Source organism: Bhargavaea ullalensis (assembly GCF_042432615.1).
GTDB classification, from domain to species: Bacteria; Bacillota; Bacilli; order Bacillales_A; family Planococcaceae; genus Bhargavaea; species Bhargavaea ullalensis.
This window is the reverse complement of sequence record NZ_JBHLWY010000026.1, coordinates 17662-43014: the sequence shown is the minus strand read 5'-3', so window position 1 is coordinate 43014 and position 25353 is coordinate 17662. Positions and strand designations below refer to the sequence as shown.

Below are 25353 nucleotides of genomic sequence, written 5' to 3'. Positions count from 1 at the left end.
TTATTGGTTTCTGTCGTAAATCAGCTTGAGGCCTTTGAGCGTCAATTTGCCATCCACCACATCGATGGCGTCCGTCTCCGCCGAGATGAGCGGGGCAAGCCCGCCGGTCGCGATGACGGTCGGATCCACGCCGGCCATGTCCTTGATCCGGCCGATGAGTCCCTCGACTTGTCCGACGTAGCCGTACACGATGCCGGCCTGCATGGCCGCGACCGTGTTTTTCCCCAGCACCTGTTCGGGACGGACGAGTTCAACGCGCGGAAGTTTCGAGGCACGCTCGAACAAAGCCTCTGTCGAAATGCCGATCCCCGGCGCGATGACGCCGCCCATGTATTCGCTGCGTTCATTGATATAGCAGAGTGTTGTGGCCGTCCCAAAGTCCACGATGATGAGCGGGCTTCCATATTCATGGATGCCGGCCACCGCGTTGACGATCCGGTCAGCCCCGACTTCACGCGGATTCTCGTACTTGATGTTCAGCCCCGTCTTGACTCCGGGCCCGACCACGAGCGGTTTGAGGCCAAAGTATTTTTGGCACATATGCTCAAGGGCGAACATGATCGGCGGAACGACGGAGGAAATGATGATGCCCTCGACGTCTGCCATGTTCAGGCCGGCGTGCTCAAAAAGCGCTTTCACCTGCATGCCGAATTCATCTTCGGTCTTGTGTCGGTTCGTGCCCATCCGCCACTGATATTTCAGCTCGTCGCCGTCATAGACGCCGAGTACAATATTCGTATTGCCAGTATCCATCACCAAAATCATGGCCATTTCCTCGCTTCTCCCAGTTTCCAAAACATCATACCACACCCGGCCCCGCTTCAAAAGCACGTACACCTGAATAACGGTTTGTCCTGGGACGGCAGTGTTTTGCCCGAGAGAGAACGCCCTGCACGCTTCCTCCTCCCTTCTTATCTTTGGCGCATTTCCTCCCCCTCATTCCGCAGACGAAAAAAGCCGTCCGTCCCAAAGCGGGACGGACGGCTTCTGATTAAAAGTGTTGATCAGCGGCGGTCTTCGCGGATCGGGTCGAGCGGTTCATCGCCCGAGTCCCCGTGGGGAAGGTCGCCTGCGGAAGGATCCGTCGGGGCACCTGTGGAATCCGGCGTCACTTCGGCATCCGCTTCTATTTCCTCAGCCACCGGAAGCGGGTCCGGCAGCCGGCCGTGGTCTTCAAGATGCTTGATCTCACGCGCGTCGAGCGTTTCCTTCTCGAGAAGCGTCGTGGCGATCAGGTTGAGCAGCTCACGGCGTTCAGTGAGGATTTTCTTCGTCCGCTCATATTGTTCCTTGATCATGGCTTGCATTTCCTGGTCAATCTCATAGGCGATCTTGTCGGAGTAGTTCTGTTCCGAGCCGATGTCCCGTCCAAGGAAGACATTGCCGCCCTGGCTCTGGCCGAATTGCATCGGTCCGAGCTTGTCGCTCATCCCGTATTCGGTGACCATCTGGCGGACAATGCCGGTTGCGCGCTGGAAGTCATTGTGCGCACCCGTCGACACTTCGCCGAAGACAATTTCTTCGGAGGCGCGGCCGCCGAGGAGCCCGGCCACTTTGTCGAACAGTTCCGGCTTCGTCATGAAGTACCGGTCCTCTTTCGGCAGCATGACGGCGTAGCCGCCGGCCTGGCCGCGAGGAACGATCGTCACTTTGTGGACCATCTCCGCCTCGTCGAGCGTCAGCCCGATGACGACGTGCCCGGCTTCGTGGAAGGCGACGATATTGCGTTCCTTCTCGGAGATGACGCGGCTCTTCTTGGCAGGACCCGCAATGACACGGTCTGTCGCCTCGTCGATGTCGAGCATGTCGATCATCTTTTTGTTGCGGCGGGCGGCAACGAGCGCCGCTTCGTTCAGGAGGTTCTCGAGGTCCGCACCGGAGAAGCCCGGTGTGCGCGCAGCGATCGCCTTGAGGTCGACGCTTTCCGCCAACGGCTTGTTGCGGGCATGGACTTTCAGCACGGCTTCACGGCCCTTGACATCCGGGCGTCCGACCGTGATCTGGCGGTCAAACCGGCCCGGGCGAAGAAGTGCCGGGTCCAGGATGTCCGGACGGTTCGTCGCGGCGATGATGATGATGCCTTCGTTTTCGCCGAAGCCATCCATCTCGACGAGGAGCTGGTTGAGCGTCTGCTCGCGCTCGTCGTGACCGCCCCCGAGGCCGGCGCCGCGCTGGCGGCCGACTGCGTCGATTTCATCGATGAAGATGATGCCCGGCGAGTTCTTCTTCGCTGTTTCGAACAGGTCGCGCACACGGGATGCCCCGACACCGACGAACATCTCGACGAAGTCGGAACCCGAGATGGAGAAGAACGGAACGCCCGCTTCGCCCGCAACTGCGCGCGCAAGGAGGGTTTTACCGGTACCCGGAGGCCCGACAAGGAGAATCCCTTTCGGAATGCGGGCGCCGATATTGTCGAACTTGTGCGGGTCTTTCAGGAAATCAACGACCTCGACGAGTTCCTGTTTCTCCTCGTCGGCGCCGGCCACGTCGTCGAACGTGACTTTCTTCTTCTCTTCGTTATAGAGCTTCGCTTTGCTCTTGCCGAAGTTCATAACCTTGTTTCCGCCGCCCTGGGCCTGGTTCAAGAGGAAGAAGAAGAGAATGATGATGATGATGAATGGGATGAGCCCTGTAAGGAACTGGACCCAGCCGCTTGATTGAGGAGCCGGCAGGAAGGTGATCTTCGTATCGGTCTGATCCGCAACGCGGTCGATCTCATTCATGAGCTGTTCATTGTCCGGCGGGATGTTGACAATGAAGGTTTCGCCTTCCTTGGCGTCCTTCAGCACCCCGCGCACTTCGTAAACGAGCTGGTTCGGCTGGATTGTTGCTTCTTTGACCTCACCGCCGGAAAGTGATGAAAGGAAATCATTGTACGTCAGATTGTCTGTTTTGGTATTCGGGTTATTGAACGATCCAAAAATCCCCATGATCACGAGGAAAATCAGGCCGTACAAGATGGTATACCTTAATATTCGGTTCATCCCGAGCCTCCTCACCATAAAAGAAAACTATAGTAAATCTTATCACACGATTACACGCCCGCCAAAGGAAAAGGCTCTGTCTTGGAAAAGGTACCGGCAGGCGTATCCGGTTCCTCTTTTTTCCTCAGAATGAATAGATTTCTTTCTTCAAAACACCAATATATGGTAGATTCCGGTATTTTTCCGCGTAGTCCAATCCGTAGCCGACGACAAAAGCGTCCGGCACTTCGAATCCGACCATGTCTGCCTTGAGGTCCACCTTGCGGCCCGTCGGCTTGTCGAGCAGCGTGACGATCTTGATGGACTTCGCTTTCCGGTATTTCAGCAGGTCGACGAGATAGCTCAGTGTCTTGCCGCTGTCGATGATGTCTTCGATGATGAGGACGTCACGGCCTTCGACGCTCGTGTTGAGGTCTTTGACGATCTTCACTTCGCCCGAGGAGACGGTTGCATTTCCGTAGCTTGATACGTCCATGAAGTCGATCTCGATATAGCCGTCGAACTGCTTGATGAGATCGCTCATGAACGGGAGTGCGCCTTTGAGGACGCCGATCGCCAGCGGAAACTTGCCTTCATATTCTTTTGTCAGCTCTGTGCCGAGCTCGCGGATCTTCTCCTGAATCTGTTCCTCGGAGATGAGGGTCTTTTCAATATCGTTGCCAATCATTTTGCATCCTCCTGTGCGTGGGCCGCTCCGTCCGCGTCCTTCACGATGAATATGTACCGGCGGCCGGCAGCCGCGTCCCGCGTGAAACCGGCACCATAGCGGATGCCCGGCACTGCGATGACACGGCCGTCCCGGCCGGTGACGAGCGGCCATCCCGCCCGTCTGTCCCTTGGAATTTTCTCGTCGATGAAGATCCGGGAAACCCGCTTCGGCTTCTCCATGTTCGGGAGAAGGAGCCGGTCCCCCTCTGCCGGAGGTCTGACCGCCGACGGGGGGAACGAAGGCCCTTCATCAAAGTAAAGGACGTCCGTCCCGCTCCCCGGAAGGATCCCGGGTGCGGCGCCGCACTCCGACCAGAACAGCTGCAGGCCGTTGCCGGCGTTGATCCAGCTGCCTTCCGGAAACGGAACCGGCGCCGTCCGGTTTCCGGACCGGCCTTCATCCTGTTTCCTGAACTCCGCACGGCTGTAAGTTCTGTCCAGGCGCCAGCCGCCCGGCAAATCGACCGTTCCGCTCCCGTCCGCCTTCAGGAGCTCACTCCTGATCAGTCCGGCAAGACGCATGCCGGACGGGGCCGGACCGGGGCGGTATAGATAGTCTAATAGTATGGGAATCAGGCGTCTTTGTAAAGCAGATGGCATGCCCGAAAAACGTGCGGTGTCCACGACGGCGCCGCTGCCGTCAAGCAGCCGGACCGCTTCCCCGAACCTTGCCCCGGCAAGTTCTCCGAGGAATGCCTCATCCTCACGCCGTTCCATGTCCCACGCGGCCACTCGGCGGGCGGCGTCCGGGCTTTCTTCCAGAAGCAGCGGCACGATCCGGTGACGGAACCGGTTCCGCGTGTAATCCGGTTTCGCGTTCGACGGATCGGTCCGGAATTGAATTTTATTCGCCGACAGATAGTCCATGACATCTTCGCGCGCCGCACCGATGAACGGCCGGATGACCAGGCCGGGGCCGAACGGGCGCACCGGCGGGATGCCGGGCGCCGATTCGGAGGTGCCCCGCACGAGCCGCATAAGCACGGTTTCCAGGACATCGTCGGCATGATGGGCGGTGGCGAGCAGCCCATAACCGCCCGACTCCAGCACTTCTTCGAAAAAGCGGTATCGTTCCGTCCTGCAGACATCCTGGACGTTTCCTCCCCGCTCTTTCACGAGCTCGCCGACCGGGATGGCGGCTCCATGGAAAGGCACGCCGAGCCGCGCACAGGCTGCGCGGACAAAGCGTGCATCTTCCGCCGACTCTTCGCCGCGGAGCATATGGTCGACGTGAGCGCAGCCGATTTGAAGCCCGAGCGCCGGCGCCGCATCAACCAGAACATGCAGGAGGGCGATGGAGTCGGGGCCTCCGGAGCAGGCAACGAGCAGGCGGCTTTCCCCGGCGTCCAGCTTGTACTCCGCCATAAACTCCGCCGCCGCCCGTTCGAGTTTGTGCATCGGCGCACCTCCTTTATTTCTCTGTGCCGTTTTGGAAATGGCCGGCTCGCGACAAGGCGCTGGCCGGCATTCCTGTGTTCTAACTATCTTACCACCGTTTCCTTCCCGGTAACCTTCGGATTCGGCTTGAAAATGGACCATTTCTGGACGGTGTGCTCTATTTTGACCGCGATGACGGTCCGGTCGTCTGCAGGAAGGCGGAACTTTCTCGCCAGTTCCTGCATGACCAGGTCCGCCGTCCGCTCCGGCCCCGCATCTTCGCACTTGGCCAGGATGGAGCTGAGGACACGTTCCTGCTGGGCGGGTTCCGTGCCGGGCGCGAACATGCCGTCCGTCATCATGATGATCGTGTCTCCCGCCTTCAGCCCGTGCCGCTTCGCATCAACCGAGAAGGACGGAAGGAAACCGAACGGTGCCGTCGAGCCTTCCAGCTTCATGAGCCGCCCGCCCCTGCTGATGTACGTCGTCATGGAACCCGCCTTCCACGACCAGAGCCGGCCGTCCTGCAGGTCGATGAGCGCGAGGTCGACCGTCGCGTACATGTCGCCGCCTTTCAGCGACATCACATAGTGGAGGGTGTGCATCGCCGTCTCCGGATCCATCCGGCGGTTCAGGCATTCCCTCATGAGGCGGATCACTTTCCGGCTTTCACGGTATGCGTGGATGTCCGAACCCATTCCGTCGGACAGGATGACGGCGGCCAGCCCGTCGTGCAGCTGGAATACCTCGTGGGCATCGCCGGCGTGGAACGTTCCGTCTTTTGAAGAAGACACGACCGCGTAGTCCATCGTGAACCGGACCGCCGAAATGAACGTCATCTGCATGTGCGGGAACGGCTCCTCCAGCCAGATTGATTTCTCGACTTCGAACGGCTCCCCGTACATCTCCTGAAGCACAGGCATGATGAGCCGCTCCGCCACCATCCGCTCCGTTTCCCACTCGGCTTTCTGTTCAGGCAGGGACAGGACGAGTTTTCTCGACCCCTGTTCCTCGGACAGGATGTCCACCTGGAAGTGAGGGATGCCGAGCTCGTGGAGACGGCCGGACAGTTCTTCTTCCTCAGGCTGGAATGATTTGATCTCTTCCTTCATATTCATCATCATGTCGTTCAGATGGCGGCTCATGTCGCGCAGCTGGAGAGCCAGCATTTTCCGCCCGTGGTGGAGCTGGCTGTTCAGGACGGCGGCCGAGTAGTCTTCCTCCAGCTGGCGGATAAGTCCCTGCGGGCGGACGCAGCGGTAGCCGAGCCGCTCTTCCGCCCGGATCCTTGCACCGCGCGATGACGCCTGTGCAGCCATCCATTCATCGATCGCCGGCACGATGCCCTCCCCCTCGCCTCCCCAGCACTTGTCCCTGCGGAAGCACGTATGACAGATCGACGGCGGCTCATGGCGGATGCCCGCTTCCTGTTCATCCGCATGCTCGCCGACAAGACGGGACATGAAATGGGCAAACTGGTGGAAATCATGCAGCTGGCTGTCCATCTTTTCTTCCAGCCAGCGCCTTCTGCGTTCCGACTGGCCTGTGCGGTCCGGATAAATCCGCGTCCGGCAGCCGTCGATCCAGCGTTGCGGAATCGCGAGGAACAGCAGCGTCGCCAGTGCCAGAGACATGAAATGCACGGAATCAAGCGGCAGGGTGGCGTCATACATATAGAAGAACACCGATGCGAGCGGGCCTGCGAGCGCGATGCCGATTTTGCCGATCCGGTACGCGGCGCCCGCGCAGAATCCGGTGAGCGCATACAGGGCGATCATTCCGCTGAACGACAGATCGGAAACGCTCACGATCGATCCGATCACGACGGCGGCGGCCGTGCCTGCTGCAAGCCCGCCGACCGACACGGCAAACAGGATGGCCAGGTGGATCAACACGGACGGCAGGGAGAAATAGCCGAACACCGCCCCGCCCATCCCCGTGATGATGAAGGCACCGACGATGAATGCGGCCCCCGCCCGCTCGGCCGTCCACCGTTCATGCAGGAATCGGTGGACGGGCGTCACGACGGAAAACAGGAACAGGCCCATGAAGAGGGTCAGCAGTGCCTCGCATCCGACAAAGAACCAGACATCCCCGGGAACCGATCCGGCGTAAGACACGGCCTGCCAGCCGACTTGCACGAGCAGCACGGCAATCGCGGCCGTCGCAGGCACCGACTTTCTCGCCGGTGCAAACCGGATCACCGCCTGAAACAGCACGATCTGCAGCAAGTGGATGGCCGCCTGACCGGGACCCGCCGTCAGGCTGCCGAGCCCCCCGCCGATGATGACGAGCGGCAGATAAGCACGGTAACGGACCGCCGCCAGCGCCCAGACCGGCAACAGGAACGGCACCGCCGCCCCGAACAGCACGGCGCGCGACAGGAAGAAAGACGCCGCCAGGAAAAACAACGAGAACCCCCACTTCACCTTGCGCTTGCCGAAAGTCTCAAGCCACTTCCGGACAGGCCAGACGGCATTTGTCAGAGATTCACTACCCAATACCCTCATCTCGATTCCCCCTCGTTCGAATCAGTGTGTCGAGTATAACGGGGGCATGGCATGATAATTTGTCTGTTCCTGGCATCGTTTCAACAAAACTTTTCGACGGAATCGGTGACATTCGGCCCTGTTTCAAAAAATGGATTGACACTCGGCAGAAGCCCGGTTATGATATTGGAGTGTCTTAACACGAGGCGGCGTAGCTCAGCTGGCTAGAGCGTACGGTTCATACCCGTAAGGTCGGGGGTTCGATCCCCTCTGCCGCCATTACGAAGGCCCGGCATCCGGTTTATCCGGCTGCCGGTTTTTTTGTCGTTCCCGTAGTTTTTGTCGTTCATCTGAGATGCCGGTTTCTAAAATCCGGTGAAATAAACCCCGTGCGCCGGGCGGCCGGATTGCGCGCTCCGGCGGATAATTCCTGGGGGAGGCGCGGACAGCTTTCGCCACCGTGCGGCGATGTTCCACATGAAACAGCATGGTTTCGACAGCTTTTCGGCGGAAAATAAAAAGACAGCTTTTCGGACATCCGTCCGAAAAGCCGCAGAAGCGTGCCCGGCTCATGCCGGGCCATCTATGATCGAGATCATTTTTTTCCGTCGAAGCAGCCAGCAAGTCAGCCTCTTCTCGCACCCCGGCCGCCGCGTTTTGATTCCGTTGCTCGCTTGAGCGTGGAAAGGCGGTCTTCACTGTCTTTAAGGAACCGGGCCATCTTTTGTTCAAAGTTCTCCGGCCGGCCGCCGCCGCGGCCATGTCCGCCGCCGTCACGGTTGCCGCGCGGGCGCTGTGGGCGTTCCGGACGCTGCGGGCGCTCGGATTCCGGCTTCGCTTTACGGATCGACAGGCCGATCTTCCCGTCATTTCCGATATTCATCACTTTCACTTCTACGGTGTCGCCGACTTTCAGCAGATCGTTGATGTCCTTGACGTAATGATCCGCAACCTCACTGATGTGGACCAGGCCGGTCTTCCCGTTAGGCAGCTCGACGAACGCCCCGAAGTTTGTGATGCCTGTTACTTTTCCCTGTACCTTGCTGCCGACTTCAATTGACATAAAAAAAATGCTCCTCCTTAAAGATTAAGCGGGCTGCTCTGCAGCCGTGCATATGCATATTCGGGGTCTTGACCCTCCAAGTCCCTTATACTTCATTATAACTGACAAAAAAAGAGTGTCAATAAAATGGCTGGAATTGTTTGCATGACCAAGGGCTCATGGTTTTCTGGAAATCGGCGGCCGGGTCGGATGGCCCGGCCGGTGGAGTGCGGGGTGTGGACCGGCGAAGGGCGGGGCGAAGGGCGGGATTGATCGGGATGGTCAGCCTGCTTCCAGGGGCACGCTCTCCGGGATTGAAAGGTGCATGGGGATGACCGGAGGGATGCTTCGATGCCGGATAACCGGATTCGACGGAGGGGCTGCGACGGAATTTGGTTCCTTACTCCGATTTTGCGTTCCTTACTCCGATATTTGGTCCCTTACTCCGATATTCCATTCCTTACTCCGATATTTGGTCCCTTACTCCGATATTCCATTCCTTACTCCGATATTCGGTCCCTTGCTCCGATTTTGCGTTCCTTACTCCGATATTCGGACCCTTGCTCCGATTTCGCATTCCTTACTCCGATATTTGGTCCCTTACTCCGATATTCAATCCCCTGCTCCGATTTCGCATTCCTTACTCCGATATTCGGTCCCTTGCTCCGATTTCGCATTCCTTACTCCGATATTTGGTCCCTTACTCCGATATTCAATCCCCTGCTCCGATTCCGCATTCCTTACTCCGATATTCGGTCCCTTGCTCCGATTCCGCATCCCTTGCTCCGATATTCAATCCCCTGCTCCGATATTCCGGCTCATTCTTTTCCAATAAAAAAACCTGCCCGTTGTCCGGCAGGCGGTGGGGCGGAATCCGGTCACTTTCCGGTGCTTTCTTTGCTGTCGCCCTTGTCTTTTTTCTCTTCTTTGCTGTCTTTGTCTTTTTTCGTTTTCTTCTCGTCCGGGAAGGTGAAGATGATCTCCCCTTCCTCGGAAAGGAGGTATTCTTTTCTGGCGAGTTTGGCGATGTACTCCGGATCGTCGAGCTTATCGAGCTGGATTTTCAGGTCATGGCCTTCGGCTTCCAGCTTTTCGAGTTCGGCGAGTGCCGCTTCCTTCTCCTGCTGCTTGGCTGCGAGCGCGTTGTTCTTTTCCACGATCATCCACGTCAGCCATCCGAAGGCCAGCACGACCACAAGGCCGAACACGGCAAGCCGGCGGTAGAGTCGGACTTTCCTCGCCTGGCGAATCTGTTCTTTGCGTTCCTTGGCCCGGACGTAATCAGTTTGGAGCGGAGTGACGGGCCGCCGTTCCGGTTGAGACTGCCTGTTTCGTTGTTCCATCCCTGGTCCCCCTGCCTGATCGATGGATCGCATGTTTCATCCATTATACATCAGATGGTTGGTTTTTTTAAAGGGTTTCGGGGGAGTCGTTTCCGTATTTTTCTTGCTTTGGCTCCGAGACGGTGCCGGACCGCGCGATAAGGCCGCCGGAACGGCCTCAGCAGCAACTTCAGCACGAAGCGGATCAGGCGCAGCGGAATGCCGATGATGAATAAAATAGTCCGAAAGACTCCGCGTAAAATCAGATATGCCGGCCTCAGCAGCAGCAGGCGGATGAGGCGGCCGGCCAGGCGGAACGGCCGGCAGAACACCGATTCATAGAGCAGGAGTCCCGAAAGTTGAGCCAGCAGGTCATAAAATCGCCATTCTCCGTCACGGACGGCGAACAGCACCCCGTAGGCTGCGATGCCGAGCAGAAGCCAGGCGGCCAGTTCCAGAACGGTCCCCGCCCGAGTGCCGCCCGCCGCGGTCCGGACGGCGTCGATGGCGGCCGTGGCGAGGACACCCGTTGCAAGCATGGCGAGAAGCCCGAGCAACTGCTGGGAGACGATCATCCGAACAGTTTTGTGAGGATGTTGCGGGAATGGCCGTCTTCATCGTCGTACTGGAGCGTCTTCACGTTCCCCTCGAGGGTCAGCAGGCCCTTGTCCACGTCAAGATGGACGATTCGGAGCTCTTCTCCCCTGATCTGGAGTTGTCCCTGGGACGTCCGGACGATGAATTCTTCCTGGTCGAACCGGTCGATCGTCTTCACGGAAGTGAGGTCCATCCGCTTCCGGTTGCGCATCGTGACCACGTGATCGCCGGAAGGGATGGCGTATGTCGGCGACGGGTTGTCCGTTTGCTGGAATTGCATAGATCGTTCCCCCTTTTGCTTGTCCTTGTCCGTTCATCGCATTCTATGAGAACAGCAGCAAAAACATGACAGGGAGCATCCCGGCCACACATGCGGGCCTTGCCCTTGTCCCGCCCGACAAAAAAACCGCCCGCATCTATCTGCGGACGGCTTTCTGCCGGTCAGTCTTCGTCGTCGACAAATTCGGGTTCGACCTTTTCAAGCTTTTCTTCTTTCAGGATGGTGAACATGTTGGCGGCATCGTCTTTCTTGACGCTGTCCTTGAGCATGTCCACGCGGGCGGTGACCCGTTTCTGGCCGAAGCGGATGGCCAGTTCATCGCCTTCCTTCACATCGGTCGATGCTTTGGCGGTTTTGCCGTTCACGGTGATCCGCCCCTGGTCCGCCACTTCTTTTGCAAGCGTGCGGCGCTTGATGAGCCGGGATACTTTCAAAAATTTATCGAGTCTCATGAATTTCTCTCCATTCTTTTCGCCTCGTCCCAGAACCGGTCGAGTTCCTCGAGCGAATAATCCCCGAACGAGCCGCGGCCTGCCGACACCCGCTCCTCGATATGGCCGAAGCGGCGCCGGAATTTCCGGTTGGCGGCCGTCATCGCCTCTTCCGGCGATATTCCGTGGTACCGGGCGATGTTCACGAGGGTGAACAGCACATCACCGAACTCGTCCGTCTTCTCTTCTTCGTTCCCATTCGCCGATGCTTCCAGGAATTCCTGCCACTCTTCCTCAAACTTCGCCTTCGCCCCTTCGGCATCCGACCAGGAGAACCCGACTTTCGCCGCTTCCTTCTGGAAATTGAACGAAGTGAGCAGAGAAGACGAGAAGCGATCCTGGCCGTCGAGGATCGAGTTTCTCGGTCCTTCTTTTTCCTCTTCCTTGATCGCCTGCCAGTTGCGGACGACCTCGTCGGCGTTTTCCGCGGTCGCTTCTCCGAACACATGCGGGTGGCGGCGGATCATTTTCCGCCCGGCCGATTCCAGCACGTCTTCCATGGAGAAGTATCCGTCGTCTTCGCCGATCTGGGCATGGAGCATCACCTGAAGCAGGACATCGCCGAGTTCGCCGATGATCGCGTCATCATCCCCCGAATCGATTGCCTCGATCAGTTCATGGGCTTCTTCGATCATGTATTTCTTCAGGGATTCGTGGGTCTGCTGCCGATCCCACGGGCAGCCGTCCGGGCTGCGCAGGATGCGGATGATTTCACGGTAGGCCGGCCATTCCTTCACCCGGTCGGCCAATTCCTCCACGGGCGGGACATAAACGGTCGTCAGATTATTTGTTTCCACGGAGCGGTCCAGCTCAAACAGCGGCACGGTGATGAGCCGCTCTGCGGATGAGCCGGCGGCGGTGACGACGGTCACCGGATGGTCGTACGGATATTTCTCCATCAGCGTCAGCTTCGCCTCGGATGCGCTGAACTGGTCATACACCTGTGCGAGAAGCACATGCTGGGCCATGTTCACGTCATCCCGTCGGAACGTCGTGCCGTCGAGCAGCTGGAAGCCGTCGATCGGATCGATCCTGAGCGCTTCGAACACAGGGTCGAGGAAACTCTGGCCGCCTCGGATCGAGAGCCGGATCTTCCCCTGACGCTCCGCTTCGATGAGATGAGCGACCGTCTGCTCGGCGACGAGGGGATGGCCCGGAACTGCGTACATCAACGGCCCCTCTTCCGACAGGCGGATAAGCGTGTCGGCAATTTCCCGGTAAACGGGCGGGAACGACTCATGCTTTTCATAGACGTCGTCAAAGGTCTTGATCTGCAGCCCTTCCGCTTCCAATTCCCGTAGCACCGGATGATCGGCGGTTCTGGCGTAAAACTTGCCCGCATTTTTCAAGATCCGGTAGATGCCGACCGGCAGCTGGTCAAATTCCCCCGCGCCGAGGCCGATGACCGTCAGTTCATTCATTCGGACCACTCCCTTTTTTGTCTTGATTCAAGAATAGCTGAAGGGCGGCAAGCCTGCGCCCGCCGGGGAGAAGGTACCATTCCTTCTCTGACAGGATGCGCGATTTGGCGACAGCCCCAAGAAATATCGGTGCGCCGATTGCGACTGTCGAAAGTCCCGTCAGCACGGCGGCGAGCCTGGACGGCAGGCCGTCGAACAGCCAGATGTCCGACAAAAGCATCCACGGCACGATGACTGCGGCCATGAGGATGGACGCGCCGATGATCGTCTTGTAAAACCGGTTATCCGCCAGCCGGACCGGCCAGATCCGCTTAAAGTAAACAACCAGCCCGGCCGTTGCCGCGGCAAAGCCCGCATTGCCGGCAATCGCCGCGCCCGCAATGCCGAGACCCGGCACGAGCAGCACATTCGCCGCCGCCTTCAGGGCAAGCCCGGCGAATAAAATCAATGCCGGCCATTTCACGCGGCCGAGCCCCTGCAGGACCGCCGTAAGCGGCAGGATGAGTGACAGCCAAAAGATCTGCAGGCTGAAGATCATGAGCGCCCCGGAGCCGCTGCGCGTTTCAAACAGCATTTCATTCACAAACGGCATGACGAGGATGAGCCCGAGCGCCGCCGCCCAGCCGAACAGGAAGGCGATCCGCCAGGCGAGCTGGACGAACGGCTCCGCTGTTCGCCCGGATTTTTTTCCGGTGTGTGCCGCCACGAGCGGGACAATCGTGAGGGAGAGTGTGGAGGCGATGAGAATGCCCATCTGCACGAGCGGCTGGCCCCGGTCGTACACGCCTTTTGCCTCCATGGCGGCTTCGCGCGGCGTGCCGGAAGCCGTGATCAGGTTGAACATCGTGAACGAGTCAATCAGCTGGAAAAACAGGAGGATGAGCGAACTGAGGCTCGCGGCCAGGCTGACCGCCGTCAGCTCCTTGGCAACCGGCCAGACGGGAACCGCAGTCCGGGAACGCGCATCCGGCCGTCCCTGCCACTTGCCGAACAGGAAAAAGAGCAGCAGAACGCCGGCCAGTTCGCCGGCGACGGTGCCCCACATCGCCGCGCGTCCCGCCGCATACAGCGAAGCGCCGGCCGAGATGACGATCCACGTTCCCGCGAGGATGACGGTGACTCGGACAGCCTGCTCGGCGATCTGCGCACCCGCCACCGGCCCCATTTTCCCGTGCGCCTGAAACGCGCCTTTCAGGACGGACAGGAACGGCATGAGCAAGAGGACGGCCGCACCCGTGCGCAGCAGCGGCGCCAGTGCCCGGTCGCCCATCCAGCCGGTGATGATGTCCGCCCCTGCAAACAGGATGAGGAACGACAATCCGGACAGGACCGCCAGATACAGGAAGGCGATTCTCATGATGCCTCCCGCTTCCGACCGGTCCCGGTCGGCCAGGATTTTGGAAAGGGCGACCGCAAATCCGGAGGAAGTCCAGACTGTCATGATGCCGATGAACGGATATACTTGCTGATAAATATAAAACCCTTTGTCGCCGACCAGGTTCTGGAACGGGATGCGGTAGACCGCACTCAGGAGTTTGACGATGATTCCGGCGGCGGCAAGCATCGCCGCGCCTTTCATGAATGTTTTCATGTTCCATTGCTGCATGCTGGACAAGCTTCCTTCTCTTCAAGGGATGATCCCATTATAGCATGCAAAATACCGGGAAAATCGGCAAAGGCCGCCACGCGACCGGATCTTTCCGGTTTCGCTTGGCGGCCTTGTCGGCTGATCCAGCTATCATGGTTCCATTTGCTTTCCGAGAAAATGTGCAGCCGTCTCTGCCGTCTTCAGTTCAGGCTCTCCGATGAAGTGCACTTTCGACAGCAGGTAGACGGCACCGATCGGGTCCCCGCCCGAGATGATCGGGCAGATGCAGGAGGACTTCACCTGCTCTACCTGACCCTGCACCCACTCCAGCGACTTTTCGTTTTTTTCAACGACCGGTGTCCGGCCGAGCATGAATTCTTCCAGGTCCGGCGAAATCCGCTTGCCGAGATAATCTTTCTTTGACAGGCCGGCAACGGCAATCACTTCATCCCGGTCGCTGATGAGCGCCGGCGTGCCGAGTGTCTCATAAAGTGTGTCGGCGTATTCCTTGGCAAAGTTGCCGAGCTCGCTGATCGGGGAATATTTTTTCAGGATGACTTCCCCGTCCCGGTCCGTGTAAATCTCGAGAGGGTCGCCTTCCCGTATGCGCATCGTCCGTCTGATTTCCTTCGGAATGACGATCCTGCCAAGATCGTCGATCCGCCGGACAATTCCGGTTGCTCTCATTCGTGATGCCTCGCTTTCGACAATTCGATTGTGTGCCCGCGGGGTTAGTATGCATCACGATTCGCCAATTTATGCAATCACCGGATTCAGGCGGCTTCTTTTCTTGCTTCCGGCAACAGCTTCATGACTTCTTCCAGCACATCAAAAGCTTTCATTTTACCGGTTTTCTTGGCATCGACGGTCAGCAGCAGCCGCCCGCCTTCCATGTGAAAACCGACCGCACGGCCAAATCGGAGCGTCTCCTCCACGATTTTCGCGCCGTCTGCCCGCTCCGTTCCTTCTTCAGAAAGCGTGATGACGGTCCGATCGCCTTTCTGGCGGATGGATTCAACGCCCGCTTCTCGGCCCCACACCTTCATGCGGCCGATTTTCAGCAGCAGCTCGGCCTCCAGCGGCAGATCTCCGAAACGGTCGGTCATCTCATCGACGAGCTCCGAGTAGTCGGATTCCTTTTCCATCGCCTTCACGCGCTTGTACATCTGGATTTTCTGGAATCCGTCCGGAATGTACGAATCCGGGATGTAGGCATCTTCGTGAAGGACGATTTCGAGATCCCCTTTTTCTTCTTCCGTCCCTTCTCCGCGCCGCTCGGCAATGGCTTCCTCCAGCATATGGGAGTACATGTCAAAGCCGACCGAGTCAATGAAGCCCGACTGCTGGGCGCCGAGCAGGTTGCCGGCACCTCGAATGGACAGGTCGCGCATGGCGATCTTGAACCCGGATCCGAGCTCCGTGAATTCCTTGATCGCCTGAAGCCGGTTTTCCGCCACGTCGGTGAGCACTTTGTTCCGCTGGTAAAGGAAGTACGCATAGGCGATCCGGTTTGACCGGCCGACGCGCCCGCGCAGCTGATAAAGCTGGGAAAGGCCCATCCGGTCGGCGTCATGGACGATGAGCGTGTTGACGTTCGGGATGTCGACGCCCGTTTCGATGATCGTCGTCGTGACGAGCACGTCGTATTCCCCTTCCAGGAACGCGAGGATCACGCCCTCAAGTTCCGACTCGGACATCTGGCCGTGCGCGGTCGCTATCCGGGCGTCCGGCACGAGCATGCTGATTTCCTCGGCCTTCCGCGCCATGTCTTCAACGCGGTTGTACAAGTAAAACACCTGGCCGCCCCTGGCCATCTCGCGCTCGATCGCCTCTCGGACGATCGCGGCGTTGCTTTCCATGACGTATGTCTGGACCGGGAAGCGGTTGGCCGGAGGGGTTTCGATGACGGACAGGTCCCGCACGCCGATCATCGACATGTGCAGCGTCCGCGGAATCGGCGTCGCCGTGAGCGTCAGCACGTCGACGTTCGTCTTGAGCTTCTTGATCCGCTCTTTGTGCGTGACGCCGAAACGCTGCTCTTCATCGACGATGAGCAGGCCGAGGTCCCGGTACTCGATATCTTTTGACAGCAGGCGGTGCGTGCCGACCACGACGTCGACCGTTCCGTCCTTCAGCCCCTTGATCGTCTCGGTGTGCTGCTTTTTCGTGCCGAACCGGCTCAGCATCCGCACTTCGACCGGAAATCCGGAAAAGCGCTCTTTCATCGTTTCAAAGTGCTGCTGGGCCAGAATCGTCGTGGGCACGAGGAAGGCGACCTGCTTGCCGTCGGACACGGCCTTGAACGCCGCCCGGATGGCGACTTCCGTCTTGCCGTAGCCGACATCGCCGCAAAGGAGGCGGTCCATCGGCCGGATGCTTTCCATATCGCGCTTGATCTCCTCGATCGAGCGCAGCTGGTCGTCGGTCTCATCGTAAGGGAATGACGCCTCGAACGCATGCTGCATGTCATCGTCCGCCGGGAAAGCGTGTCCTCTTTCCGCTTCGCGCTTCGCGTACAGCTTGATGAGATCGTCGGCGATGTCCTGGACCGCCTTGGACACTTTGCTTTTCGTCTTTTTCCACTCGGTCCCGCCGAGTTTGTGCACTTTCGGCTCGCGGTCTTCGGAGGCGACATATTTCTGGATCAGGTCGATCTGGTCTGCGGGCACGTACAGCTTGTCGTCCCCTCGGTAGTTGATATGGAGATAATCTTTGTGGGTGCCATTCACTTCAAGCGTTTCGATGCCGATATATTTCCCGATGCCGTGCTGGGCATGAACCACATAGTCTCCCGGCTTGATTTCATTGTAGCTCTTGATGCGTTCGGCGTTCGACAGTTTCTGGGGACGGGCCTTCCGGCGGGCTTTCTGCCGGAATAGTTCGGAATCGGTGACGAGCGCGAGCTTTCTCGCCGGCAGCTCAAATCCCGAAGACAGGTCCCCGCTGATGACATGGATGCCAGGACCCGGCGCCGTTCTCGCTTCGGGAATGTCCGCCTCCATGCCGTAGTCGGCGAGGATTGCGCGGACCTTCTCCGGCCGCCCTTCCCCTTCCGCCGTGATCAGGACCGTATAGCCGGAAGTCTGCCAGCGATCCACCTCGGACTTCAGCAGGTTCATTTGGCCGTGGAACTGCTGCATCGGCTTGCAGGAGATCTGGACGGTGTCTTTCAGGACAATGCCCGGAAGTGAGCGGGCGAACAGAGACAGATATACCCGCCGCTGTCGGAACATCCCTTCGATTTCCTTGAACGAATGGCTGATGCGCGCTGCATGGACCGTCTTGCCCTCGGCGAGCATATCCATCTGCCATTCCCCTTCCTGGCGCTCAAGCGACTCGGCCACTTCCAGGATGCGACCGGCTTCGTCATGAAAGACGATGCCCGTCTCGGGGAAATAATCTCCGAGAAATGAATCCGCCCCTGCGAGCGAGGCGAACCGGTTGACTGAATCCGGGATATCCCCGTCCCTCAGGCGCCCGATGGTCTCCCGGATGTTGGCGAGCATCGCCTCTTTTGCCGCTTCATCTTTCAGTTTTTTGAGGCTCGCCCCGAGTTCCTCCTCCAGCCGGTCTGCCAGCTGAGAAAGGCGCTCTTCCGTCCAGGTGAATTCGGAGGCGGGCAGGATGCGGATGGACTCCAGCCGGCCGGTGGAGCGCTGATCCTCTGCGGAAAAGGTCCGGATCGAGTCAACTTCCGTATCGAACAGCTCGATGCGGACCGGTTCATCCCGGTCCAGGCTGTAAATGTCGAGAATGCCGCCGCGCAGCGAAAATTCGCCCGGCGACGTCACCATCGGCTGGCGGGAATACCCCATCGCAACGAGCCGGGTGGCCCAGCCCGCCGGGTCGATTTCATCGCCTGTTGCGGCCGTCAGGATGGAAGCCGCCCATTCTTCAGGCGAAGGAAGGAGCTTCCGGAGTCCCGCGATCGGCGTGACAAAAAGGCCGGACTCTCCGTGAAGGAGCCGGTCAAGCGTATCGATCCGCTGGGCGCGGAGTTCGGGACTGGAGACCGACAGCTCCGCCGCCGTCAGTTCATCCGCCGGGTACAGATGCACCCGCTCATCACCCGCGAGCCTGGCGAGATCCTCATAAGTCCGCTGGGCCTGGAGCATATTCGGCTCTACGATGAGCACCGGGCTTCCGGTTTCCCGTCCGGCAAGGGCAAACAGGGCGGGCCTCGCCCCGCCGGCCAGGCCCGTGACAAGCTGCCGGTCCTTGCCTTCCTTCAGCTGGCCGATCAGTTCGGGGATCTCCCCGCCTTCCGCCAGTACATCAAGTATCTCTTCCATGCGTTCCATCCTTTCAAAGAAAACAGAAAAAGCCTTGGACACCGGACACGGTGCCAAAGCAACGGCTCATTGCAGCCATTTCTGCAGTGCGTAGTAGTCGGGAAACCGGTCGAGCGACTGCTGGCAATGCTCACAGATGCACTGCACGGTCACTTCGCCGTCCTCCTCTTCGGTGATGAAGTCCACCGCTTCCCCGTCCGCCAGACGGTGCAGGGTCCGCACCTCTTCGGCGGAACCGAACGGGAGCCGGCCGACCTCCGTCTCGCAATGACGGCAGTGATAACGGATCGCCATCTCGGGCGGCCCCTCCTTCCCTTTTCCGTCAGTATAGGCGGTAAGGGGCGGGGTTATGCTCAGCGCGCATTGAAATCGTTCATCAAGTCAAGGAAGTCCCTGGAAAGGAACGCCTCGCACGCATCCGCCGCCTGGCCGGCGGCATCCTGCATGACCGGCTCTTCCTCTTTTGAAAACCGGGAGAGGACATAGTCCGTGATGGCCATCGGACCGTCGGGGCGCCCGATCCCGACGCGGATGCGGTTGAATTCCTGCGAGCCGAGGTGACGGATGATTGACTTCATGCCGTTGTGCCCGCCGCCGCTGCCCCTCTGCCGGAGCCGGAGCTTCCCGGGCGGGAGGTCGAGATCATCGTAGATGACGACGAGATCCTCATCCGCGATGTCGAAGTAATCCATCATCGGACGGACGCATTCTCCCGAAAGGTTCATGAACGTGAGCGGCTTGACGAGCAGCGCCTTGCCTTCCGGACGGTGCACCGTTGCATACATGCCGTTGTATTTGGTCTGATTCAGGGATGCGCCCCAGCGGTCTGCAAGCAGATCGACGGTGTCAAAACCGATATTGTGGCGCGTCCGTTCGTATTGCCGGCCCGGATTTCCGAGCCCGACGATCATTTTCATCCTCATCTTCCTCTATGGCGGTGATGCTTCCCATTTTAGCATATTGCACGGAAAGAACAGACAAAAAGGGCCGCCGTCAATGCGGCAGCCTTTTCTGTTCGGGTCATTCGTCTCCGGATTCGCCTTTTTCGCCGACCACTTCCGGCTCTGCAGACGGTTCCTCGGATTCATCGTCAAGCGAGTCGAGCTCCTCCTGCGTGCGCGGCGCCGTGATTGTGACGAGCACCGTATCGTCTTCATCCGTCACTTCCACGTTCCATTTGCCTTTCACGTCTCCGACCGTCAGTGTCTCGCCGACCTGCAGGTCCGATACATCGACTTCCAGGGTTTCCGGCATGTCCGAAGGTTTCGCGCTGACGTTCACTGTCCAGAGCGGCTGGGTGATCGTGCCGCCTTCCTTGACGCCCGGCGCATCTTCATCACCGACGAGCGTGATCGAGACTTCCGCTTCCATCGCCGTATCCATGTTGATGGCGAGGAAGTCGGCGTGGCGGATATCGCCCTTCAGCACGTCCGCCTGGTAGTCGTTCAGGATTACATTGACCGGACGCCCTTCCACTTCAAGCCGGATGACGCCGTTGCGCCCGACCTCACGGAGCGTCATCATCAGGTCCCGCTCGTTGACCGATACCGGCACATTTTCCAGCTGGTATCCGTACACGACCGCCGGTATGTACCCCCCGTTTCGCAATGCCGATAGATCTGACCGTTTGGAACCTTCTCTTCGCTCTGCTTTGATCGTCTGTACCATACAAGTCACCATCCCATTTATTCTCTAACAATACGTATACCCCAACGAGAAAGGGTTCAAACATTTCAGCAAAAACTTTCGTGACGTGGATCCTCTGGGAAGAAAACCTGCGGGCACCCGGCGTGACGGGGGCTAGTCTGGAGGGAAGGGTCGGGAGCGTGTTGGTTTCTGCTGCGGGCGGACGCTTTTCGCGGGCATGGCTTCCGTCTCCTCGTCCGCTGCCGCTCCCTGGCGCGCATGTTGTCCAACGCTTCGCTATTGGACACGGAAATGCTGTTCCCGCAGGAGTCGCCGCCCTCCGCTCCAATCAACTACCTTATAAATTTGTGCTGATTGAAAAGCAGAAAATGCTCAGACTCAACAGATCTATTCATGTTTTGAAGATGATCATTTGCTTGAGCCATCGCGCTTGAATAAAAAAACCCGCCGGGGCAGTTTGGGGGCTGCGCAGCCGGTCGGGTTCTCTGGCTCATCAGATGAAGAGCGTGCTGACGGATTTGTTTTCGAAGACGCGGATGATGGCGTCGGCGAGGAGCGGGGCGACGGAGAGTTCTTTGATCTTCGGCGACTGCTTCTCTTCAGACAACTCGATCGAATTGGTGATGACGAGCTCCTTGATCTTGGAATTGTCGATGCGCTCGATCGCGGGGCCGGAGAGGACCGGATGCGTGCAGCATGCGTACACTTCCTTGGCGCCGCTCTCGACGAGCGCATTGGCCGCGATCGTGATCGTGCCGGCGGTGTCGATGATGTCGTCGATCAGGATGGCCGTCTTGCCTTCGACGTTCCCGACGATGTTCATCACTTCCGCGACATTCGGACGCGGGCGGCGTTTGTCGATGATGGCGATCGGCGCCTTGAGGCGGTCGGCCATCTTGCGGGCGCGGGTCACGCCGCCATGGTCAGGGGAGACGATGACGAGCTCTTCGTTGTTGATGTCTTTTGCTTCAAAGTAATCGGACAGGATCGGCACAGCGACGAGGTGGTCGATCAGGATGTCGAAGAAGCCCTGGATCTGAGGTGCATGCAGGTCGAGCGCGATGACACGCGTCGCGCCCGCAGTCTCGAGCAGGTTTGCGACGAGCTTCGCGGTGATCGGCTCGCGGGCACGCGCTTTCCGGTCCTGGCGCGCATAGCCGTAATACGGCATGACGACATTGATCGTCCGTGCGGAAGCGCGCTTGACGGCATCGACCATGATGAGCAGCTCCATCAGGTTTTCGTTGACCGGCGCGGATGTCGACTGGATGATGAACACATCGCAGCCCCGGATGCTTTCCTCGATGTTGATCTGGACTTCACCGTCGCTGAAACGGTTGACCGAGCATTTTCCGAGCGGGCGGCCGATCTCTTCTGCCACTTCCCGCGCCAATGATTCGTTGGAGTTCAACGAAAAGATCTTCAGTTTGTCGTTCGGATAATGATTCGCCATTTGTTAGTCTGCTCCTCCTGGTCGCTTCTTGTTCAGTTTATGGACATAGCCTTCCTTATTTTCCTGCCTGGAGCGGGCAATTGCAAGGGCTTCTTTCGGAACATTTTTTGTGACGGTCGATCCGGCTGCCACATAAGCCCCTTTTCCGACGGTGACCGGTGCGACGAGATTCGAGTTGCAGCCGACGAACGCATCGTCCTCCACGGTCGTGCGGTATTTATTCGTCCCATCGTAATTGACGGTGATCGTCCCGCAGCCCATGTTCACGCGCTCCCCGATGTCGGCGTCCCCGATATAGCTCAGATGCGACACTTTGCTGCCGTTGCCGAGCACCGACTTCTTCACTTCGACGAAGTTGCCGATCTTCACGCTGCTGCCGAGTTCTGTGTCCGGCCGGATATGCGCGAACGGCCCGACCGCGGCATCTTCGCCGATCCTGCTCGCGATGACGACGGACTGGCGGATGACGGCGCGGTCCGAGACGGCGCTCTCGGTGATCTGGCTGTTCGGTCCGATCATGCAGTCTTCGCCGATGATCGTCTTGCCTTCGATCATCGTGCCGGGAAGAAGAACCGTGTCCCGGCCGATTTCTGCATCCGCACTGATGTAGGTGGACGACGGGTCAATGATCGACACGCCGTTCCGCATATGGTGTTCGGCAATTCGCTTCCTCATGACCCGCTCCGCTTCTGCGAGGACGACCCGGTCATTGACGCCGAGCGTCTCTTCAAAGTCGGCGGTCGCGAAGGCGGCGATCGTCTCTCCTCCGGTCTGCAGGATGCCGAACACGTCCGGGAGGTAATACTCGCCCTGGGCATTGTCGTTGCCGACTTTGCGCAGCGTGTCGAACAAAGTGCGGTTGTCGAAGCAGTACGTGCCGGTATTGATTTCCTTGACCTGTTTTTCTGCTTCCGATGCGTCTTTTTGTTCCACGATCCGGAGCACATGGCCTGATTCGTCGCGGATGACGCGCCCGTAGCCGGTCGGATCGTCCGCATAGGCGGTCAGGATGGTCGCCTTCGCACCCGTATCGTTGTGGTGCGCGACGAGCGCCGCCATCGTCTCCGGCGTGATCAGCGGCGTGTCGCCGCACACGACGATCGTCGTTCCGTCAAGGTCGCCGATCATCTCCTCCGCCTGCTGCACCGCGTGGCCCGTCCCAAGCTGTTCAGCCTGCAGGACGAACTCGCTGCGCTCCCCGACTTCCTCTTCGACGAGCTCCGCGCCGTAGCCGACGACGGTGACGATGCGGTCCGCACCCAGTCCCCGGATATGGTCAATAACATGGCTGACCATCGGTTTTCCGCATACCGGATGAAGTACTTTATATTTTTTAGACTTCATGCGGGTGCCCTGGCCGGCAGCCAGCACCACTGCATATGTATTTGTCATCAGGCAAGTCCCCAATCATCGTTTTCTTCTAATTAACGATAGACGAAAACACGCTTTTTTTCAACAAATTCGGGAGCGAGTCTTGACAATCATCCTGCAGTCCGGTTCAAAACAGGAAAAGCCCCGCCGCTCCGGAAGGCTTCGCGGCCTGAAAGAAAAAAGCAGGCCGCCCGCCGAACGGACCATGCCTGCCTCTTTCTGCCTTTTTACGGGGCTACACTGCGGTAGACGTCCGCCGCCATGCCGGCGACGTACCCGCTGCCCCCGTTGTCCTCGACGCCCTCCACCATCATGGCGAGGATAAAGGCCGGGTTGTCTTGATTGTACGACACGAAATAGCCGTTTTCCTTGCCGCTCGTCTCGCCGGCCGACTTCAGTTCGGCCGTTCCGGTCTTGCCGGCGATTGGAATGTCGTCCAGGTTCGCAGACTGCGCAAAACCGTCCAGGACGACGTTTCTCAGGATCGTCCTGATCGTCGAGGCCGTGTCCGCGGACAGGATCTGTTCTTTCCACGGTTGCGGTTCTTCTTCATCCAGGAGAAGCACCGGCTTGTACATCGTCCCGTCTGTCAGGAACGGTTCATACATCGAGGCGAGATGCAGGATGTTCACGAGCATCTGTCCCTGTCCGAATGACGTGTCCGCCAGTTGTCCTTCAGATCCGATCTTGCCGTCATTGGAAATCTGGGACGGCTTCAAGTCCATCACCGCGAGCGGGATTTCTTCGCCGAAGCCGAACTTCGCCAGTCCCGCGGTGAAGGCATCCTTGCCCATTGCGAGTGCCTGCCGGGCGAAATAGATGTTGTCGGAGTAGATCAGCGCTTTATTCAGATCGACCGGGTTCGGCGCCTCGTCGTGGAGACGGGAAACCCGGTAGGCGCCCCACGACGAATCTTTTTGCCACGTCTTGCCGTTGATCGTCAGGCCCTCCGCCGGATTGAGCGTGCCGGCTTCCATGCCGATGGCCGCCGTGATCGGCTTGAGCGCGGAACCCGGCGCGTAGCTCTGGGCGAACCGGTTGAACAGCGGGGTGTTTTCATCTTCTTCCAGCGCTTTGTAGCGCTCCCCGCTCACGCCCGTGATGAATTCATTCGGGTTGTAGGCGGGGGAAGAGACGAGCGCCAGGACTTCCCCGCTGGCCGGGGCGACCGACGCCGCGGTTCCCGGCTCGCCCTTCATCGCATCATAGGCCGCCTTCTGAATTGCCGCGTCGATCGTCAGCCGGATCGTTTCCCCGTCTTCCGGCGCTTTCTCGGCAATGGTCACGGTTTCCGCATTTTCCCCCGCTTTTTTGACATAGATGCTGATTCCGTCTTTTCCGTGCAGCCGGTCTTCCAGGATGCTTTCCAGCCCCCTGCGGCCGACCTGGTCTGTTTCGGTGTATCCTTTGTCCTTCAGCTTTTCAAGCTGCTCTGCGGAGATTGACCCGATGTAGCCGGTGAGATGGGCTGCCGCCGGCCCGTACGGATACACGCGCATCGGAGTTTCCTGTGCGCCGACGCCCGGTATGGCCACAAGCTTTTCAATCCGTTCCCCGTCATCCTTGGACACCTTGCCGATCGGCACGAACAGATCCGGCTTGACCCATTTTTGACCGAGCTTTGCGTCAATCGCTTCCACGGTCGTGCCGAGCAGCGAGGCGATTTCCGCTTTTTTGGATTCATCGGTCAGTTTTTCGGGCACGATGCCGATGTTGTAGCCCGTTCCGTTTGCAGCCATCGGATTTCCGTTTCGGTCCAAAATTTCCCCGCGGGCCGCCTTTTTACGGCTGATGCCGATTTCGTCTTCCGGTCCGAGATCGGGGAAGATGTAGGAAGGATCCCAATCTACATACCAGTTCTTCTTTTTCCCCCGTTCCTCATACAAAAGCTTCGCCGTCTTTTCAAATTCCACCGGTCCGGCTGCCGTGTCCATCTTCACAGTGATGGGAAACTCGGCGGGCTGTTCCTTGTCCCACTTCGTCCCTTTTTCCGGTTTTGTATAAGTGACTTTCAGGTTTTCGATCGCCAGGTCTTTTTGGAGCTGTTCCTGGCGTTCGGCAAAGTCTTTTTCTGAATAGGCGTCAATTGATTCTTTGGTCAGATAGTCATCATACATCTCGGTGAATTTCCCGTCATTCCAGTGGCCGATATAGTCGGACAGCCGGTCTTCCGGTGTCACCTTGTCCCCGCATGCCGAAAGTGCGGTGAGCAGCCCCAGAAACAACATGCACTGTACAATCTTCTTCATTCTGATCCCCCTTATTTCTTTTTCCATCTTATCAGCAAA

At 58.8% G+C, this 25353-nt stretch carries 21 protein-coding genes and 1 tRNA gene; 1 reads left to right on the top strand and 21 read right to left on the bottom strand.

What is annotated here, in order from left to right; translation table 11 throughout:
• From ACFFIY_RS07040 to ACFFIY_RS07020, 5 genes are all read right to left on the bottom strand, one after another.
• Window positions 1-765 carry a type III pantothenate kinase gene (locus ACFFIY_RS07040; RefSeq protein ID WP_354198142.1) on the bottom strand — a complete coding sequence of 255 codons (765 nt, stop codon included), beginning with the start codon at window positions 763-765 and terminating at the stop codon, window positions 1-3.
• 239 nt (window positions 766-1004) lie between these two features.
• Window positions 1005-2987 carry an ATP-dependent zinc metalloprotease FtsH gene (ftsH, locus tag ACFFIY_RS07035; RefSeq protein WP_354198120.1) on the bottom strand — a complete coding sequence of 661 codons (1983 nt, stop codon included), beginning with the start codon at window positions 2985-2987 and terminating at the stop codon, window positions 1005-1007.
• Between the two features lie 124 nt (window positions 2988-3111).
• Entirely contained in the window at window positions 3112-3654 is a 543-nt protein-coding gene (gene hpt, locus ACFFIY_RS07030; protein ID WP_354198118.1) for a hypoxanthine phosphoribosyltransferase, read from the bottom strand.
• Window positions 3651-5093 (bottom strand): tRNA lysidine(34) synthetase TilS, encoded by a 1443-nt coding sequence (tilS, locus tag ACFFIY_RS07025; RefSeq protein WP_354198116.1) that lies wholly within the window; start codon window positions 5091-5093, stop codon window positions 3651-3653. Before tilS ends, hpt begins: the two co-directional genes overlap by 4 nt.
• Window positions 5094-5176: 83 nt before the next feature.
• Complete coding sequence (locus tag ACFFIY_RS07020; RefSeq protein ID WP_354198114.1) at window positions 5177-7582, bottom strand: SpoIIE family protein phosphatase; 2406 nt, start codon at window positions 7580-7582, stop codon at window positions 5177-5179.
• Window positions 7583-7766: 184 nt separating this feature from the next.
• Here ACFFIY_RS07020 and ACFFIY_RS07015 point away from each other — a divergent pair.
• Window positions 7767-7840, top strand: a tRNA-Met gene (locus tag ACFFIY_RS07015).
• On the opposite strand, the gene ACFFIY_RS07010 is transcribed toward ACFFIY_RS07015, so the two are convergent.
• The 16 genes from ACFFIY_RS07010 to ACFFIY_RS06935 form a co-directional block, all read right to left on the bottom strand.
• A complete protein-coding gene (locus ACFFIY_RS07010) occupies window positions 7841-8134 on the bottom strand; it encodes a hypothetical protein (RefSeq protein ID WP_354198112.1) in 294 nt (97 codons plus the stop codon).
• A 52-nt stretch (window positions 8135-8186) separates the two neighbouring features.
• Entirely contained in the window at window positions 8187-8624 is a 438-nt protein-coding gene (locus ACFFIY_RS07005; protein WP_354198110.1) for a S1 domain-containing RNA-binding protein, read from the bottom strand.
• An 857-nt stretch (window positions 8625-9481) separates the two neighbouring features.
• Window positions 9482-9946 carry an FtsB family cell division protein gene (locus ACFFIY_RS07000; RefSeq protein WP_354198108.1) on the bottom strand — a complete coding sequence of 155 codons (465 nt, stop codon included), beginning with the start codon at window positions 9944-9946 and terminating at the stop codon, window positions 9482-9484.
• Window positions 9947-9996: 50 nt separating this feature from the next.
• Window positions 9997-10500 (bottom strand): spore cortex biosynthesis protein YabQ, encoded by a 504-nt coding sequence (gene yabQ, locus ACFFIY_RS06995; protein ID WP_354198106.1) that lies wholly within the window; start codon window positions 10498-10500, stop codon window positions 9997-9999.
• Complete coding sequence (gene yabP, locus ACFFIY_RS06990) at window positions 10497-10802, bottom strand: sporulation protein YabP (RefSeq protein WP_354198104.1); 306 nt, start codon at window positions 10800-10802, stop codon at window positions 10497-10499. Before yabP ends, yabQ begins: the two co-directional genes overlap by 4 nt.
• Before the next feature lie 161 nt (window positions 10803-10963).
• Window positions 10964-11254: an RNA-binding S4 domain-containing protein gene (locus tag ACFFIY_RS06985; RefSeq protein WP_354198102.1), complete on the bottom strand. Its 291-nt coding sequence runs from the start codon at window positions 11252-11254 to the stop codon at window positions 10964-10966.
• A complete protein-coding gene (gene yabN / locus ACFFIY_RS06980) occupies window positions 11251-12714 on the bottom strand; it encodes a bifunctional methyltransferase/pyrophosphohydrolase YabN (protein ID WP_354198100.1) in 1464 nt (487 codons plus the stop codon). Before yabN ends, ACFFIY_RS06985 begins: the two co-directional genes overlap by 4 nt.
• Entirely contained in the window at window positions 12707-14305 is a 1599-nt protein-coding gene (locus tag ACFFIY_RS06975) for a putative polysaccharide biosynthesis protein (protein ID WP_354198098.1), read from the bottom strand. The genes yabN and ACFFIY_RS06975 overlap by 8 nt, the downstream gene beginning before the upstream one ends.
• A gap of 147 nt (window positions 14306-14452) precedes the next feature.
• Complete coding sequence (gene spoVT, locus ACFFIY_RS06970; protein ID WP_354198096.1) at window positions 14453-14989, bottom strand: stage V sporulation protein T; 537 nt, start codon at window positions 14987-14989, stop codon at window positions 14453-14455.
• Window positions 14990-15075: 86 nt separating this feature from the next.
• The gene (gene mfd / locus ACFFIY_RS06965) at window positions 15076-18594 is read right to left on the bottom strand and encodes a transcription-repair coupling factor (RefSeq protein ID WP_354198094.1); all 3519 of its coding nucleotides are present in this window, start codon (window positions 18592-18594) and stop codon (window positions 15076-15078) included.
• 66 nt (window positions 18595-18660) lie between these two features.
• Entirely contained in the window at window positions 18661-18888 is a 228-nt protein-coding gene (locus ACFFIY_RS06960) for an anti-sigma-F factor Fin (RefSeq protein ID WP_354198092.1), read from the bottom strand.
• A gap of 59 nt (window positions 18889-18947) precedes the next feature.
• Window positions 18948-19511, bottom strand: coding sequence for an aminoacyl-tRNA hydrolase (gene pth, locus ACFFIY_RS06955; protein WP_354198090.1), 564 nt, complete (start codon window positions 19509-19511; stop codon window positions 18948-18950).
• A 103-nt stretch (window positions 19512-19614) separates the two neighbouring features.
• Window positions 19615-20262, bottom strand: a complete 648-nt coding sequence (locus tag ACFFIY_RS06950; RefSeq protein WP_354198088.1) for a 50S ribosomal protein L25/general stress protein Ctc — start codon at window positions 20260-20262, stop codon at window positions 19615-19617.
• Window positions 20263-20734: 472 nt separating this feature from the next.
• Complete coding sequence (locus tag ACFFIY_RS06945) at window positions 20735-21694, bottom strand: ribose-phosphate diphosphokinase (protein WP_354198086.1); 960 nt, start codon at window positions 21692-21694, stop codon at window positions 20735-20737.
• A 3-nt stretch (window positions 21695-21697) separates the two neighbouring features.
• A complete protein-coding gene (gene glmU, locus ACFFIY_RS06940; protein ID WP_354198084.1) occupies window positions 21698-23086 on the bottom strand; it encodes a bifunctional UDP-N-acetylglucosamine diphosphorylase/glucosamine-1-phosphate N-acetyltransferase GlmU in 1389 nt (462 codons plus the stop codon).
• A 206-nt stretch (window positions 23087-23292) separates the two neighbouring features.
• Window positions 23293-25314 (bottom strand): penicillin-binding transpeptidase domain-containing protein, encoded by a 2022-nt coding sequence (locus ACFFIY_RS06935; protein ID WP_354198082.1) that lies wholly within the window; start codon window positions 25312-25314, stop codon window positions 23293-23295.
• Window positions 25315-25353: the final 39 nt, after the last annotated feature.

What these genes read in the sequence shown, in the direction of transcription:
- ACFFIY_RS07020 (WP_354198114.1), bottom strand. Translation starts at nt 7,582, where the DNA reads ATGAGGGTATTGGGTAGTGAATCTCTGACAAATGCCGTCTGGCCTGTC.
- ACFFIY_RS06985 (WP_354198102.1), bottom strand. Translation starts at nt 11,254, where the DNA reads ATGAGACTCGATAAATTTTTGAAAGTATCCCGGCTCATCAAGCGCCGC.
- ACFFIY_RS07010 (WP_354198112.1), bottom strand. Translation starts at nt 8,134, where the DNA reads ATGAGCCGGGCACGCTTCTGCGGCTTTTCGGACGGATGTCCGAAAAGC.
- ACFFIY_RS06945 (WP_354198086.1), bottom strand. Translation starts at nt 21,694, where the DNA reads ATGGCGAATCATTATCCGAACGACAAACTGAAGATCTTTTCGTTGAAC.
- yabN (WP_354198100.1), bottom strand. Translation starts at nt 12,714, where the DNA reads ATGAATGAACTGACGGTCATCGGCCTCGGCGCGGGGGAATTTGACCAG.
- hpt (WP_354198118.1), bottom strand. Translation starts at nt 3,654, where the DNA reads ATGATTGGCAACGATATTGAAAAGACCCTCATCTCCGAGGAACAGATT.
- pth (WP_354198090.1), bottom strand. Translation starts at nt 19,511, where the DNA reads ATGAAAATGATCGTCGGGCTCGGAAATCCGGGCCGGCAATACGAACGG.
- yabQ (WP_354198106.1), bottom strand. Translation starts at nt 10,500, where the DNA reads ATGATCGTCTCCCAGCAGTTGCTCGGGCTTCTCGCCATGCTTGCAACG.
- spoVT (WP_354198096.1), bottom strand. Translation starts at nt 14,989, where the DNA reads ATGAGAGCAACCGGAATTGTCCGGCGGATCGACGATCTTGGCAGGATC.
- ACFFIY_RS06960 (WP_354198092.1), bottom strand. Translation starts at nt 18,888, where the DNA reads ATGGCGATCCGTTATCACTGCCGTCATTGCGAGACGGAGGTCGGCCGG.
- yabP (WP_354198104.1), bottom strand. Translation starts at nt 10,802, where the DNA reads ATGCAATTCCAGCAAACGGACAACCCGTCGCCGACATACGCCATCCCT.
- ACFFIY_RS06935 (WP_354198082.1), bottom strand. Translation starts at nt 25,314, where the DNA reads ATGAAGAAGATTGTACAGTGCATGTTGTTTCTGGGGCTGCTCACCGCA.
- ACFFIY_RS06950 (WP_354198088.1), bottom strand. Translation starts at nt 20,262, where the DNA reads ATGGTACAGACGATCAAAGCAGAGCGAAGAGAAGGTTCCAAACGGTCA.
- glmU (WP_354198084.1), bottom strand. Translation starts at nt 23,086, where the DNA reads ATGACAAATACATATGCAGTGGTGCTGGCTGCCGGCCAGGGCACCCGC.
- mfd (WP_354198094.1), bottom strand. Translation starts at nt 18,594, where the DNA reads ATGGAAGAGATACTTGATGTACTGGCGGAAGGCGGGGAGATCCCCGAA.
- ftsH (WP_354198120.1), bottom strand. Translation starts at nt 2,987, where the DNA reads ATGAACCGAATATTAAGGTATACCATCTTGTACGGCCTGATTTTCCTC.
- tilS (WP_354198116.1), bottom strand. Translation starts at nt 5,093, where the DNA reads ATGCACAAACTCGAACGGGCGGCGGCGGAGTTTATGGCGGAGTACAAG.
- ACFFIY_RS07000 (WP_354198108.1), bottom strand. Translation starts at nt 9,946, where the DNA reads ATGGAACAACGAAACAGGCAGTCTCAACCGGAACGGCGGCCCGTCACT.
- ACFFIY_RS07005 (WP_354198110.1), bottom strand. Translation starts at nt 8,624, where the DNA reads ATGTCAATTGAAGTCGGCAGCAAGGTACAGGGAAAAGTAACAGGCATC.
- ACFFIY_RS07040 (WP_354198142.1), bottom strand. Translation starts at nt 765, where the DNA reads ATGATTTTGGTGATGGATACTGGCAATACGAATATTGTACTCGGCGTC.
- ACFFIY_RS06975 (WP_354198098.1), bottom strand. Translation starts at nt 14,305, where the DNA reads ATGAAAACATTCATGAAAGGCGCGGCGATGCTTGCCGCCGCCGGAATC.